Raw genomic sequence first — 14668 nt, forward strand, 5'->3', positions numbered from 1 at the left:
GCCTTGTTTACTGAGCGCAACTTTTTCTAACACAGGTTTCTTTAATGCATCAATTCATTTCATCGTCTGATCCTTAACCGTCTGTCGAAAAGCACCACTGAATACAACACAAGCATTATTTTTTTATCCAGTTCGCATCCACTGGTATACCCGCGTCCGTAAATAAATTATACACAGGGCACCGTCTCTCAACTTCTGCTTTCAAACGCTCAATCGCTTCATCCGATTCTTTCGTTTCTATCTCCAAAGTAAAGCGGATTTTTTGGAAGTACGTCTTAACGTTCTCTTCCCCCATCAAGCCCCTAATATCGACAATCCCCGTCGTATCAAAATTAAGAGCAGTAAAAGTAAAACCTTGCTCCTTAGCAATTAACGGAACCATTACCGCTTTACATCCATTTAACGTAGCTGCCATATATTCAAGCGGCGTACCACCCGTATCCGTTCCACCCAATTCCGTCGGCTCATCCATCGAAAATCCTTCAAAGTTACGAATCGTATGCGTCGATCGAATACCTTCTTCCCATAAAGCTGCAGCACCCATTTTTACAAGTGTACTATTTTTTGCTGACATATTTATCTTCCCCTTTCAATCCATACTATTATTATAGGTATTGTAACATATAGTATGAATTAATGGAATGGTTACTTGAAAATTTAAACTATATGTTAGCTTTTTATGTTACTTCTCTTTGCAATGACTACGTATTAAACGGAAGACTATGTCTTTAGGCAAATCAGATTTCTCAGCAAGCATCCGTACCATTGGGAAAATTCTTAATCAGTCGTTATGATTTGGTTAACAACACATCATTCTTCTGACCAATTTTCTACACACTGTCTATAGCTTAACTTTCCAGATAGATTCCACCATCTGACTAGTGAATCACATGATCGGCATTGGTGATAGTCAATCATACATCAGGCGCTAATGTATACGAAGAGCAAGCAGTTGTATTTACGAAACTGGTAGATAGTCATCCGAAAGTTATTAAAGAGATTATCGAGTTAGATCATTAGGAGAGTTTTTATCCTTTGGCGGAGGTGTTTACGGGAGTTAATATGAGTGAGCTTTGGATAGGTGGTATGAGGCGTTTATCAAAGGGTATATGTGCGCGGAACTTTCATGATTGTTTATATTTTTCAGGCAAGTACTCAACTTTAAAGAAAAAAACAGGCGTCTCTCTGGAGCGTAGATCACATAAGACTCGGTGTCTAAGGCCGTATTATAGGATAGGACCTCGTCGAACAGAGTTTTATATTTAATAGGATGTATCCCCTAACGTGAGTCCTTTCACGCTCCAAAGTGACGCCATTATAGAGTGTTCTGTAATTGTCGAGTTTCAAAAAAGTAATAGTTTGATGCACAGGCACCAAAAATTAACGACAGAACTAATTTATCTCTCTAGAAAATCTGGTTGTTCGTTTGTAATTCGTTCCCATAGAGGTTGAAAGCTAAACCATCCCGCTAATGATGTGCCTAATTCTTGTGCTGTATCTTCAGCAACCGCATCATCAATAATTTTCGGTGTTCCCACAGCCTCTGCTAATAGTTGTTGTTGACAACACTTCTCCATCGTTATAAACCACCAAGCAGCTTCGTCAATTGTTTCACCAACAGTTAAAAGTCCGTGATTTTGTAATATCAATGCTTTTTGGTTTTTAAGTAATTCTCCTAACTTTTTCCCTTCATTATAGTCTAACACTACTCCATTGAATTCCTCGTATAGACCATGTCTATTAAAAAAGACACATGAATCTTGAGATATCGGATCCAATGGTCTACCTAGTGCTGACCACGTCGTTCCAAACGTAGAATGTGCATGGGTAACAGCCTTTACATGTGGCAATGCTTCATGAATTTGGGAGTGGATTGCTAACCCTGCTGCATTAACGACAGCATCTTTTTTCCCTTCGATAATTTCTCCTTTGAAATTAGCAAGTACTAAATCTGACACCTTCATTTGACTGAAATGTTTGCCAAAAGGGTTAACCCAAAATAATTCAGGATGTTCAGGATCCCTAACTGTCATATGTCCAGCTATGCCATTATCAAAACCAAATCTTGAAAATAATCTAAAGGCCCCTGCTAACCTCTCTTTTATATGCACTCGTTCTTCTTCATATGTATCAAACGTTGGTGGTGTTGGAAAAGTAAATTCTGCTTTCATAACGTTTCTTACCTCCATAAAAATATTATTTGATAGTTAACCTAAATCGTGTAAAGTTTCCCAAACGTAATCATAATGGAAAACAATCCGTTTAACATACAACTTATTGTTTTATGTTAAACTTCCGAATTCATTCAACATAAGAACTTTTTATTAAATATCAGTAATTTTCAAACACGACTTTCCACTCTGACAACAGCCTCGTCTTTATTCAATTCAATCCTCAGTATGCTATAAATACTAAGCAAGAGACTTAAAATGAAAAGATCTAACAGGGCATTGCCAGTCGCCGCTCCCCCCCAGGAAATGGTACCGTAAAGACAAAACAGAAAACGCAAACTTAGAATCCAACGTTTTCTATAAACAACCTAATAACTGAGATAACCGGGTTGTTAAAAGGTACCTGCATATGAAACGTTCATGATTGTTTCCACACAGGTACTAGACTATTACTAACAACAATATATTTACCGTCATCTCATTTTAAATTATTCCGAAACATCACTCTACCCTTAATTCTCTGTTAACTATGAATTCTATTAATAGTCTAATCTGCAATTCTTCTTAAGTCAATACATTTTAGATAGTTATATGAAAATGATTTTCGCATGCGGTAGGTTCTCTACTTATCAATTATGAGCTTTATATAGAAGAAAAATAATTATCCTGGTCGTTCTGCTATCTTTTAGTACTTAGATATTTTATTTATTTGAAAAACGCCACCCCCCAAGGAATTGACGCTCTTAAAACTTCACAACTAAACCAGTTGCTTGCTATTCTCCCGCCTAATCAATACATTCCCGTTTTTCATATCCACTCGATTTAGCTCTACTGACTATCCTTTCGTAAAAGCAGCAGTTCCACTAAGAAGACTATCAATCGAATTTAGTACTTGACTGCTGTCATTTTAACTAACATTGACAAGAACATATTTCCCACTTACCTATATATAATAGAATTCTTCTTTTGAGCCCAATAATACACCGCAAGTCCGGCCACTATATAAATAGAATAGAATATGTATAGTGAGCTGAAACTGATAACACCTATCAACACACCAGCCAAAAGTGATCCTCCACTAATGCCAATATCAAAAATTGATAGAAAAGTAGCCAATGCTACAGGGCGCCTTTTCGGTTCCGAGTTTTGCATAACTACTGTTTGAAAACTCGGGAAAAGTGTACCCCAGCCCCCCCCTATAAATGCAGCAGCGATAAAAAATAGTAAGGCGTTAGTCGTCAAACCAAGAATGAGCATACCTACCGCAAATGAAACAATCGCGGGGAAAATAATTGCATTGGCTCCATATTGATCATACCATCTACTCGTAAGCGGTCGTGTCAGCAGAAGTATAACAACATACACTACAAAAAAATAACTAGCTTCTGTTCCTAATCCTTGCTCTACAGCGAAAACCGCCATGAAAGATAGAACGGATGCATAGGCGGTTCCAAAAAATGCGCCCGTAATAGAAATACGTAGTGCAGTCTTTTCAAATAAAGGTGCTCTTTTTTCACCAGCGGAGCATTTTACAAGGTTTTCTTCTGGCAGTTGTGTCATTAAACCAAACAAAAAGGCAATTAAGGAACAAAAAGCACTTACCCAAAGTAAGATGTATAAATTAAATTCATCCAAAATGGTAAGTCCAACAAATGGACCCATGACCATTCCTAGATTAGTCGATAAGAGAAAGTAGCCCATTCCTTCACCTTTTCGAAATTCTGGCACAATATCGGCTACAAAGACTACTGTAATGGTAGTAGCCATTCCAAAACCTAAACCATGAACGAAACGTATTATAAGAAGTAGGGTTATGGAGTCGAAAAAACTATAAAGAAACGAAGCAGTTGTAAAAAGAACTAGCGATACAATCAACATAAAACGTTTCCCATATGTCTCAATCCACAGCCCCATAAAAGGTCTAATAAGAATTGCAGCGCCAATATAAACAGTGGTAAATAATCCCGCTACCGTACTTGTCGAACCATAATGCGTGATTGCGACGGTTGGCAAGGTAACGAGAAGTGCAAAATACGTTACAAAAAAAAAGAAGTTTGCTGCCGAAATTAATAAAAAGTTTCTTGTCCATAAAGAATTATTGCTCATTGAAACTCACCTCACAAAAAATTACAAAACATTGAAAAAGCTACTTTGAACCACTAAATAATTCTACCCAATCAATTTCTAATTGATTGGGTAGAATTTGTTATTTCGCTAAAGCAATCCTTTCAAAGGCTTTATACTCTATTGCGTAACCTTATGAAAGTTTATTTCTCCTTAATCGTTAATGTTCTCAGTTCTTCTACTAATTCGGGTACTTCCTTTTCTAAGTACTCCCATTCGGTATCATACGCTAAACTCAAAAACTTCTCTTCCTCAGCTTTAGGTAGTTTGAAAAGTTCAACGCCAATTCTTTCCAATTCAGCAATTTCTTCTTTATCGAGTTTTTTATAGTAGTCGACCATCTCTTTCTCGTAGTCAGCTGTTGCGGCAATAATTGCATCGCGATCTTCGGCTGAAATTTCATCCCATTTATCATTATTCATTAGTATCGTACAGTTTTGCGTCCAAAATGGATGATCTAAAATGTACTTAGTTGAATCGGTCCAGCCATCTTTTCTAGGTCCATTAAATCCACCATATACAAATCCTTTAACAACACCTGTTTGTAGGGAAGTATAAACTTCTGACGGATCAATCATTGCAGAAGCGATTCCAAGCTTCTCAAAAAAACGTGTATAGTTTGGAGCTGATCGTATGGGTAGGTTTTTTAAATCATCAACGCTATCAATTGGCTTGTTTAACCACATCCTTGGCGAACCTGTTAACCATCGACCCAAATACATAACGTTCATTATCTCATGTTGATCTACCATTAAATCATAAAATCCATTTTCTCTTTCTTCCCATGGTGTAAGTTGCGATAAAGCTATACTAAGCGTTTCAGGTGCAAGTGATTGATATTGTCCAATATAAGTAAAGTTAATATCCATTACACCAGAATTCATCGCTTCAAATTGCTCGCCAATCGGGATGACGTCGGCGCCACCACGCCAATTCACCTTCACTCTGCCGTCTGTTGCGTCTTCAACCGAGTCAATCCAATCATAAAGCGTTGCAGTTAACGGGTGATCTTTTGGTAAAAAACTAACAGCATTCAATGTCACACCCTTCGAATCACTGCCATTCATTTCTCCATTTTCACCAGAGCATGCCGTCAAAAGGATGACTAGTAGCATAAGTATAATCGACAGATACATTTTTAAGTTTTTCATCATTTTTCTCCTCCTACTTTTTATTCATACTAATTAAATGTTATTTAACAAAGCTTGGTAACCACAAAGTTAATGATGGGAATATAATCATTAGTGCCATTATCGCTAAGTTCAATAAAATAAACGGAATGACTGCTCTGTAGATCTCTTTCATTGATATAGAATCTTTTGGAATCACTGCTTTCATTGCAAAAAGATCCATACCAAAAGGTGGTGTAATTGTTGCGACTTGCATATTAAGAAGCATAATTGCCCCAAACCATAAAGGGTCAAAACCCATCGCGCTTGCAATTGGCATCAGCACTGGAAGCGTCATCATCATAATTGATAAAGGTTCCATAAAGCAGCCCAGTATTAGTAACACGATTTGAATGATTATTAAAATAATAATAGGTTGAAATTCTAAACTTCCGACAAGTTGTACAAGACCTTGCGTTACACCCGTATAACTTAAAATTTGACCAAATGTAGTAGATCCAATAATAATCATAAAGATCATAACACTGGACCTTAATGTTCCAGTAAGCGATTCCCAGAACTTCATCCAATTTAGGCCACCGTAAAAATAGGACAGTACAATGGTTCCCAATGCTCCTAAAACAGCACTTTGGGTCGGCGTTGCAATTCCAATTATAATAACACCTAATAAAAGGAACACGATCAATCCAAGCGGCAAAATATATTTAATCGTTCCTATTAGCTTTTCAGACAAAGGTACTTTCTCGACGTCATAGGCAGGAGCTAGCCCCGGCTGCAAGTAACATCTAATAATAATATATAGGACAAATATAGCTGCCAATAAAAGACCCGGTACAACAATTGCAAATAGAAAATGTCCGACAGGGATTGATGCAAGTGAAGCGAGCAATATACCTAATGCTGTCGGCGGAATCATAGTGGCAAGACCTGCACTCCCAAGAATCGGTCCAACAGTCATTGCGGGACTATACCCCTTTTTCTGCATATCTGGAACTAATAATGATCCCAGTAAAGCTGTACTCGCTACACTTGAACCACTTAAAACTGAAAATAAGGTTCCGCTTCCAACAGCAACGATACTTAGCCTACCAGGCAAATTCCCAAACCATTTTCCGACGGCATCAAAAACTTTAAAACCTAATCCCGTTCGAAACATAATCTCACCCATTAAGATAAACATAGGAATAGGCAACAAAGAAAACTTAGAAACGGAAGAAAATATATTTAAGATAAGTTGGTTGAGCCCCGCTTCACCGTTCCATAAAATTATGACGCCTACAATATTAATGGTTAAAAATGAAAATGCAATTGGTAATCCTATCATGAATAAAATAAACATACTCCCAAATACAAGTGCTAAAACTCCCCACCATTCCATCTAATTACCCCCTAGCTTTCCTCACTTTTTAATTTAAGTTTATTGATCGCAGATAGGAGATTTCGAATGAATTGTATGAAGACAAATAGAAAACCAATTGGAATGACGATGATTAGTAAGGAACGTGGGATTTCTAAAATAGTCTCGGTCTTTATATCCCTCAAATGTAAGTTCCAAGTTGTCAAAAATCCATATACCGTAATAATCAAGGAGATGATGGCTCCTATGCACGAATTCACTATCTCCATACGTGTTCTATTTTTTTCACTTAGTCTATTTAACAGTAAGTCTAATTTAATATGCCCATCTTCTCTTAATAACCAAGCTACGCCAAGAAAAGTTAAAAGCACTAAAAGATACTCGGAAACCTCCAAGATCCAAGAAAATTGATAACTAAAAAACTTTAATGAAACAATATCAACGATGATCAATAAACTAATAACGATGATTACGATTCTACCCAACGTAGCCATAAAATTTATGATAGAATCTAAAAGCTTATTTATTCTTAACAGCACATTCATCCCCTCCTTCACTCGCCCATTCACTCAATCCGAACGTATTACACTTCGTTAGACTATTTATTGGGTTCAAAATAAAATTAAACCTAAAATACCCGGTCAGTTTTGAAAAATCATTATTTAAATGAAGAAAAGGTAAGCTTCTACTTTTCGTAGATTCTTACCTTTTATAAGTCTCGTTTTCTTCTACACTTGATTTACTTTAAAGTAGTTCCTATTCATTTTCAGCGCCTGCACCCATCGTTCAGATTGTTCGTAACAATCGCCAATTTCGAGAATCTTTTTATCTGAAAATGGTTTTCCAATTAGTTGAAGTCCGACTGGAAGCCGCGCATTTGTAAACCCACAAGCAACAGATAGTGCTGGAAAACCTAGTATGTTTGCAAGTGGTGTTTTACCCAGCGTAAACATATTGCTTATCGCCTGTTCAGGAACCATTGTACCTATATCGAACGGTGGTTGGACGTTCGTCGGACCGACAAGTGCATCAATTCCTATCATTTGTTTTATAGTTGTTTCCACGAATTGTTTTCGCGTACGCTGTGCATTCATATAAGCTGTAGCTGAAATATCACGACCAAATTGGAAACGGAACTTTAAATCATCTCCATATAGTTCCCCATGCTTTTTTAGTAGAGGATTGTGGAAAGAAACTACCTCTGATTGAGCAATCGTTTTTAACCCTTCAAGCGCCTCATTAATTCCAGGTAAATCAATTGGAACAATTTTAGCTCCAAGGGATCTTAAATGGTCGAAAGCTTGTTCAATTACCCGCTTCACGTCTAGATCAATTCCTGAATACATATAGGGCTCATAAAATCCTAAAGTAATTCCATTCAAGTTCTGTAACGATTCTTTAAAGTAAACTGAATGATTTTTCTTTACTGAAGAATGATCCTTAGGGTCAAAGCCCTTCATAGCCTCAAGCATAATGGCAGCATCTTTTACCGTTCTCGTCATTGGTCCCACATGATCAAGTGACCAACTAAATGGGAATCCTCCGTGCCGACTGACTAGTCCATATGTAGGTTTAAATCCAACCGTTCCACACATTGCTGCAGGCAGCCGGACAGAACCGGCAGTATCTGTTCCGATCGAACCATAAGCCATTCCTGTCGCTGTTGCGATAGCTGATCCCCCACTAGAACCGCCTGGTATTTTGGTTATGTCCCATGGATTCTTTGCGCTTCCGTAATGAGGATTTTCAGTTGTGGCTCCCATAGCAAATTCGTGAAGGTTTGCTTTTCCTATAATAATGGCTCCAGCTTCCTTCATTTTTTGAACAGAAGTAGCATCTTCGTCTGGTATCCACTCTTGAAAGATTTTTGAACCACCCGTCGTACGAACTCCTTCTGTTTGTAATAAATCCTTCACAGCAATAGGTATACCATGCAACGGCCCACGGACTATACCATTTTGTAGCTCCGCTTCTAAAGTTCTCGCTTGTTCCATCGCTTCTTCTTCCATCACTGTTATGAATGCTGTCAGTGTGGAATCATATTTATTGATTTGTCCAAGCGATAATTTAGTTAATTCTACAGGAGATATTTCTTTTCTTTTAATCATCGAACCTACTGTCTCAATACTTTCAAATAGAAGATCACTCATTAGTATCCTCCTCGAAACTTTCAAGCGAAAAAGTAAATGCAGGTTCCCCAAATAAAAGCTCTGACTTTTCTATTCCAATAACATTCATTAAGTAATCAGTTAGATTCATTTGAAAATCCTCCTTTCAACTAGTTAGCTAGTAGTACGGCACGCAACTTTTAAATCACAATGCTACACTAAAAATAATATAATTTGTGGGAACATGATGAGTAGTGCTATAAATGCTATATACGCAACTAGAAAGTACGATGCTCCCTTGAATACGGTGGTGATCGGTGTCTCCTTGGTCAGTCCCTGTACAACAAAAACGTTTACACCAACTGGCGGCGTAATAGCTCCCATACTTGTCACGACACAAAGTAGGACTGCAAACCAAATAGGATCGTAACCTAGTGCTAATATTGTCGGATAAAAAATTGGAATTGAGATAATTAAAAATCCAAGTGCATCCATGATGGAACCACCAATGACATATACAATCAAAATAGCAATTAGCACAAAGACTGGAGGAACCGGAAGATTTGTCACCCATTCAGCTACCGCATACGGTAGTCTTGTAACCGTTAAAAATCGTCCGAACACCAGTGCTCCCACTACGAGCATTAACACCATAGAAGATGAACGAAGAGTACCTGCCATCGCGGCATGGAAATTTTTTCGATTCATTTTCCCCATTACTAAGGAAATAATAATTGCACCAAATGCACCAAATGCACCCGATTCAGTCGGTGTGAAAAGACCGAAAAATAACCCTCCGATCACAAAGATAAACAGCCCCGCTACAGGAATAACACCTACTAAAGAAAAAAGTCTTTCTTTTATACTAGATCTTTCACCGGCAGGTCCAAGTTGTGGAGATTTCGCACATAGGTAGATAATTGTTACAATCAAGAGTGTAGTTAAGAAAATCCCTGGTATAATACTCGCTACAAACAGGTCTTTAACCGATACCTCCATCTGCAATGCAAGAACGATTAATACTGTACTTGGCGGGATGATAATACCAAGTGTCCCGCCTGTAGCAATACTTCCAGTACTAAGAGCCTTATCGTATTTATATTTGTCAAGCTCTGGAAGGGCCATCGTCCCCATTGTTGCAGCAGTTGCTGAATTTGATCCGCAGATAGAAGCAAATCCGGCACTTGCCAAAATGGTCGTACTTGCCATTCCGCCACGAAAATGTCCAACCCATTTATAAGCAGATTCAAACATTTTCTCAGTAATCCCTGTTCTAAATACAACTTCTCCCATTAATATATATAACGGAATTACACTTAAAGAGTAACTAGAAAATTGGTTCCATAAATCAGCACTTAAAACGTTAAATGCTGCTTTGGGCGAAACAGCAACTACGAGGCCGATAAACCCAACAATAAACATTGAAAAACTAATCGGCATCCGCAAAAACATAAATAAGAATAACGTTAGTATCCCCAATACTGCCAGTAAATTCATATCCATTTTAGGATGCCTCCTTCCAAATCAAAACCGTCTCTTTCGTAATAGCTAAAACTAACCCGATGAAACCAATCGAACTTAAGATAACAAGTGGATAAAATGAAAATTGGATAGTTTGAGAAACTATCCCGTCACTTTGCAGTTTAAGACCATACAACAAAAGTTGCCAAGCTGCTACGAGGAAGAAGATAGCACTCAAAACATTTACGATAGTGTGAATCACTCTTTGTAACATAGCGGGAAACTTATCTAATAACATATCTATATAGACATGTCCCTTATTTAGTTGAGTATAACCTAGGGCAAAAATACCTGTAATTGCCCCAAGCCAACTAACAATCTCCACTGTTCCTGCAATTGGATCCGAGTAAATACGCTTAATAGAATTAAATACAATCAATAACATCATCGATAGTAGAGCTACGCCAGCAATAACAGCTAGAAACTGGTTTAAATAGTCAGTAGCCTTAAAAAATAGATTTGATGAAGAGGTTACTTTTTCTTTATATATTCTCTCGTCGGGTGAAGCGCTTTCAATATCGAATTCTACTAGTTGATCGTTTCTCATTTCTGAACCTCCAAATCTAAAGGAATAACTCAATCAGCGTTGTTATATTTCTCGATTAGTTCTTCCATTTTGCTCAAATACTCTTCTGCTGGAAGTCCCTCATTTTGTAATTCTCCAACAACTTCTTTTTGCATATCAATAAGTTTTTTATCCCACTTTTGCTTTTCTTCTTTAGACAACTTAATAATTTCTAGACCTTCAGTATCTACACTCCAATCCAATGATTCTTGAACATGATTGTCTAAGTAGTCTCCAGTAAACGCTGTCATTTCAGCATTCAATTCTTCAATTACTTGTTGAACATCTTCAGGAAGTGAATCCCATTTGTCTTTGTTCATCACAGCAATAAATGTATTTAATGCCAATGGATAATCTGTAACATAGCCTACTGATTCTGCAAGTTTGGAATCTTTAAGAATTTCCCTAGAGGATACGTAACCTTCTACAATTCCCGTTTGCAGCGCTTCCGGAACTTCTGCCTGAGACATTCCAACAGGTGCAGCACCAAGTTCCGCCATAATCGGTGAAAGAGCACCTGCTATACGCAACTGCTTTCCTTTTAAATCACTTAAAGATTTTATAGGTTTTTTACTTTGTATATATGCTGGTTCCGTTGCAAATGTGGTAATGATCTTAAAGTTATTAAGTGCTTCTGGTGGATACTCATTTACTAAATCAGCTGTAACGTTGCTGGCAACTTTCGCATTTTTATACCCTGACGGCATATCTGATATCGACAACAGTGGAAATCTACCTGGTTCATAGGATGTAGAAGTTAAACCTATATCAGCCGTCCCATTTTCAACCCCATCATACATATTATTAGCTTCAAGTAAGGTTCCACCGGAAAATAAGTCAATCTGGACTTTCCCATCTGTTCTTTCCTCTAGACGTTTTTTCCACTCTTCCATTTGAATAGCCGGAAATGTATTAGGTGGTGCAAAAAAAGCATAACTCAGTTTAATAACACCCTTATCTTCTTTCGCGCTTGCTTTCTCTTCATTTCCACCGCACGCTGATAGAATCATGACGAATAGAACTAATGACATTGTAATGAGCAACCTTCTCATTCTTTCACTCCTCTTTTTAAAAAGTATATAAGACAATTTTCAATCACTTTATTACTACTTATTGATTTTCTACCAAGAAAAATGGTCGTCCAATTGAAGCTTCTAGTCGGAAATACCGATCTATTCCTGCTTCACGGAATGAATGTGTCATATTTGTAACTGTTTGCAAATCAGGTACGTTGTAAAGAAAACATGCATGCCAATGTGTTGGACCCGCGTGTCCTGCTGTTAAGATATCCCGGTCGAACGTTCCCAATAGTTCTGATCCATTACTTTCCCATTCTTCTATAATAGATTTCAATTTAGGTAAAAGTTCTTTTTCCTTTTGTTCCTGCGTCGTATCAAACCACCCAGTTGATTCAAACGTTATAAAAACTCTTAGTGGATTCGGTATTTGTGGTGCACCATGTACAATTTTCTTCAATTTTTCCAGCTCCTTTTAGTATATATAGATATATTTATCGCATGAATAATCCGCCGTTAATATCAAAGGTGGAACCTGTAATATAACTAGCAGCATCTGAAGCAAGATATGAAACCATACTAGCAACTTCCTCTACGTCTCCAAATCTTTGTACCGGTATACTTTCTTTCATTTTTTCCAATTTATCCGGACCGATATTATCCATTTCCGGTGTCTGAATAGCTGCCGGTGCAACCGCATTAACTGTGATGCCTTGTCCAGCCAATGATCTAGCGAAAGATTTTGTAAGTACAAGTTGCCCTGCTTTTGAAGCACAATAATGTGCCCCCGATGAAAGTGGCCCTGCTTGCCCACCAAAAGATGAAATATTAATAATACGTCCACTTTTTTGTTGTTTCATCGTATCTAGCACAGCTTGAGAGTAGAAAAATGTTCCTCCAAGATTGACGGATAAAATTAAATTCCATTCATCTTCCGATATTTCTTCAACTGAAGTCTCTTTTCGCACGCCAGCGTTATTTATTAAAATATCAATTCTTCCCCAACGCTTAACTATAGTCTGCACACTTTCCTTAATTGCGCTTACATTTGATACATCAATAGTTAGAAACATTGTTTTGGAAGTGTCATATTGGCTTACTGTATCTGATGTCTTCACTTCATTTAACAACTGTTCATTTACATCAACAAAAACAACACGCTTCCCTTCCAAAAGAAAGTTTTTAGCAATGGCGAGACCCAAACCCTGGCCAGCCCCTGTTACAATAGCTACTTGATTCACCGAATTTTTTTGCACAGTTATAATTGCCCCTATCTTCGTTTAATTCACTACATCTTTGCGTTCTGGCAACCAACTTTTAAATTGTACTTATGCTAAATCAAATTAGAATTCCCTTCATAACCTTCATAGCATTTTGACCAGAAACTTTAGCAATATCTTCAATTGAATAATTCTTTTTTATCATCCAACCAATCATATTCTTCATTGCTTCCGAAGGGTTTTCAAGCCCTTCAACGTAAGGTGATTCTTTAAATTCTTCTCCGCTATGTGAAACTGAAATACCCAACATATCATCAAACGCATGTTGTAATGCTACATGATCTCCAAAAAATGTATCCGGGCCAAAACCGACATGATCTATTCCAACTAGATCTACGAGATACTCAACATGTTCCATTACTGAGTGTATCGAGTGTTTCGATGAACTTTTAGTTAAAGTCGTATTCGGTGCAGCACAGACCCCAATGATTCCACCTTTTTCAGCACAAGCTTGTAACACATGATCTGGTTTCATCCTTGGCGTATTCCATAAAGTACGCGCTCCCGCATGTGTCATAAGAACGGGGTCCCGACTTTCCTCAATTACATCTAAACTTGTTTGGTCTCCACAATGAGAAATATCGATGATCATGCCCAATGTATTCATTCTTTCAACAACACGACGCCCAAAGTTAGTTAAACCACCGTCACGTCGCTCGATAAGTCCTGAACCAAGGGTGTTTGCTTCGTTATACGTGATGCCCATACATCTAATCCCGAAGCCGTAGAGAATATCTACACGATCCAGTTCATTTTCAAGGATGCTTGCTGCCTCTAAAGAAGGTAAGAGTGCCGTTTGTTTCAACTGCTTGGCATTGGTTAGGTCGCTGTAAGATCGCGCAACGGAAACTGTATTTTGACGTTGAATATCTGCATATCTCATACCAAGTAGGTAGATGACATCGTCCCACTTCAAACCATTCTTTGATGTAATTGTAGAAATTCCATCCATAAAGTTTTCAAAAATGATATCGATTCCCGAATTGGCGATTCCCTCGTAATGAAAAAATGTATGTAATTCTCCGCAATAAGGCACAATATCCTCATATTTTTTAGGTACAATAAATCCGTGATCCCTAAGCGAAACAATTGGATTATTCGTCATGATTTCATTTAACTTATTCTCTTCATCTGCTGTTAGATGAAGAGAATAAGCGGGAATACGATTTAGATCTGTTGCCAGCTCATACTGTTTATAGTCTTTGTTTGCTTTTAAATAGCTAAATGATGTATATCCCTCGTATTGTTTCTTATTCATTACTGTTCTACTGCCTGTTTTTTCTTTTCAAATCGTTCTTTTAGCGGGAATGCTTCCTGCCACTTTTTCTCATTGTCATCATAAAGCCCTTCACTATACAACGTTTTTAGCGATTCATTTTCCAATGACAACGGTTCT

13 protein-coding genes are annotated in these 14668 nt (G+C 37.6%); all 13 read right to left on the reverse strand.

The window, feature by feature from the left end:
- Window positions 1-115 precede the first annotated feature (115 nt).
- The 13 genes from CSV79_RS04730 to CSV79_RS04790 all read right to left on the reverse strand — a co-directional run bounded on the left by CSV79_RS04730 (window position 116) and on the right by CSV79_RS04790 (window position 14530).
- A complete protein-coding gene (locus CSV79_RS04730) occupies window positions 116-574 on the reverse strand; it encodes an OsmC family protein (RefSeq protein WP_099687878.1) in 459 nt (152 codons plus the stop codon).
- 823 nt (window positions 575-1397) lie between these two features.
- A complete protein-coding gene (locus CSV79_RS04735; protein ID WP_099687879.1) occupies window positions 1398-2171 on the reverse strand; it encodes a class II aldolase/adducin family protein in 774 nt (257 codons plus the stop codon).
- Between the two features lie 939 nt (window positions 2172-3110).
- On the reverse strand, window positions 3111-4277 hold the full coding sequence (locus tag CSV79_RS04740; protein ID WP_099687880.1) for an MFS transporter: 1167 nt from the start codon (window positions 4275-4277) through the stop codon (window positions 3111-3113).
- A 161-nt stretch (window positions 4278-4438) separates the two neighbouring features.
- Window positions 4439-5449 carry a TRAP transporter substrate-binding protein DctP gene (gene dctP, locus CSV79_RS04745; protein ID WP_099687881.1) on the reverse strand — a complete coding sequence of 337 codons (1011 nt, stop codon included), beginning with the start codon at window positions 5447-5449 and terminating at the stop codon, window positions 4439-4441.
- 37 nt (window positions 5450-5486) lie between these two features.
- Window positions 5487-6803: a TRAP transporter large permease gene (locus CSV79_RS04750; RefSeq protein WP_099687882.1), complete on the reverse strand. Its 1317-nt coding sequence runs from the start codon at window positions 6801-6803 to the stop codon at window positions 5487-5489.
- Window positions 6804-6814: 11 nt separating this feature from the next.
- On the reverse strand, window positions 6815-7321 hold the full coding sequence (locus tag CSV79_RS04755; protein WP_158232465.1) for a TRAP transporter small permease: 507 nt from the start codon (window positions 7319-7321) through the stop codon (window positions 6815-6817).
- 189 nt (window positions 7322-7510) lie between these two features.
- On the reverse strand, window positions 7511-8932 hold the full coding sequence (locus CSV79_RS04760; protein ID WP_099687884.1) for an amidase: 1422 nt from the start codon (window positions 8930-8932) through the stop codon (window positions 7511-7513).
- A gap of 171 nt (window positions 8933-9103) precedes the next feature.
- Window positions 9104-10393, reverse strand: coding sequence for a TRAP transporter large permease (locus CSV79_RS04765; protein ID WP_099687885.1), 1290 nt, complete (start codon window positions 10391-10393; stop codon window positions 9104-9106).
- Window position 10394: 1 nt separating this feature from the next.
- Window positions 10395-10958 carry a TRAP transporter small permease gene (locus CSV79_RS04770; protein ID WP_099687886.1) on the reverse strand — a complete coding sequence of 188 codons (564 nt, stop codon included), beginning with the start codon at window positions 10956-10958 and terminating at the stop codon, window positions 10395-10397.
- Window positions 10959-10987: 29 nt separating this feature from the next.
- Window positions 10988-12028 (reverse strand): TRAP transporter substrate-binding protein, encoded by a 1041-nt coding sequence (locus tag CSV79_RS04775; RefSeq protein WP_099687887.1) that lies wholly within the window; start codon window positions 12026-12028, stop codon window positions 10988-10990.
- Window positions 12029-12086: 58 nt separating this feature from the next.
- The gene (locus CSV79_RS04780) at window positions 12087-12452 is read right to left on the reverse strand and encodes a hypothetical protein (protein WP_099687888.1); all 366 of its coding nucleotides are present in this window, start codon (window positions 12450-12452) and stop codon (window positions 12087-12089) included.
- 34 nt (window positions 12453-12486) lie between these two features.
- Window positions 12487-13248: an SDR family NAD(P)-dependent oxidoreductase gene (locus tag CSV79_RS04785; protein WP_099687889.1), complete on the reverse strand. Its 762-nt coding sequence runs from the start codon at window positions 13246-13248 to the stop codon at window positions 12487-12489.
- Window positions 13249-13330: 82 nt separating this feature from the next.
- Window positions 13331-14530, reverse strand: a complete 1200-nt coding sequence (locus CSV79_RS04790) for a dipeptidase (RefSeq protein WP_099687890.1) — start codon at window positions 14528-14530, stop codon at window positions 13331-13333.
- Window positions 14531-14668: the final 138 nt, after the last annotated feature.

Source organism: Sporosarcina sp. P13 (genome assembly GCF_002743055.1).
GTDB lineage: Bacteria > Bacillota > Bacilli > Bacillales_A > Planococcaceae > Sporosarcina.

Bases quoted from the DNA above. Each gene is read 5' to 3' on its own strand.
- CSV79_RS04730 (WP_099687878.1), bottom strand. From the start codon at position 574: ATGTCAGCAAAAAATAGTACACTTGTAAAAATGGGTGCTGCAGCTTTA.
- CSV79_RS04735 (WP_099687879.1), bottom strand. From the start codon at position 2,171: ATGAAAGCAGAATTTACTTTTCCAACACCACCAACGTTTGATACATAT.
- CSV79_RS04740 (WP_099687880.1), bottom strand. From the start codon at position 4,277: ATGAGCAATAATTCTTTATGGACAAGAAACTTTTTATTAATTTCGGCA.
- dctP (WP_099687881.1), bottom strand. From the start codon at position 5,449: ATGATGAAAAACTTAAAAATGTATCTGTCGATTATACTTATGCTACTA.
- CSV79_RS04750 (WP_099687882.1), bottom strand. From the start codon at position 6,803: ATGGAATGGTGGGGAGTTTTAGCACTTGTATTTGGGAGTATGTTTATT.
- CSV79_RS04760 (WP_099687884.1), bottom strand. From the start codon at position 8,932: ATGAGTGATCTTCTATTTGAAAGTATTGAGACAGTAGGTTCGATGATT.
- CSV79_RS04765 (WP_099687885.1), bottom strand. From the start codon at position 10,393: ATGGATATGAATTTACTGGCAGTATTGGGGATACTAACGTTATTCTTA.
- CSV79_RS04770 (WP_099687886.1), bottom strand. From the start codon at position 10,958: ATGAGAAACGATCAACTAGTAGAATTCGATATTGAAAGCGCTTCACCC.
- CSV79_RS04775 (WP_099687887.1), bottom strand. From the start codon at position 12,028: ATGAGAAGGTTGCTCATTACAATGTCATTAGTTCTATTCGTCATGATT.
- CSV79_RS04790 (WP_099687890.1), bottom strand. From the start codon at position 14,530: ATGAATAAGAAACAATACGAGGGATATACATCATTTAGCTATTTAAAA.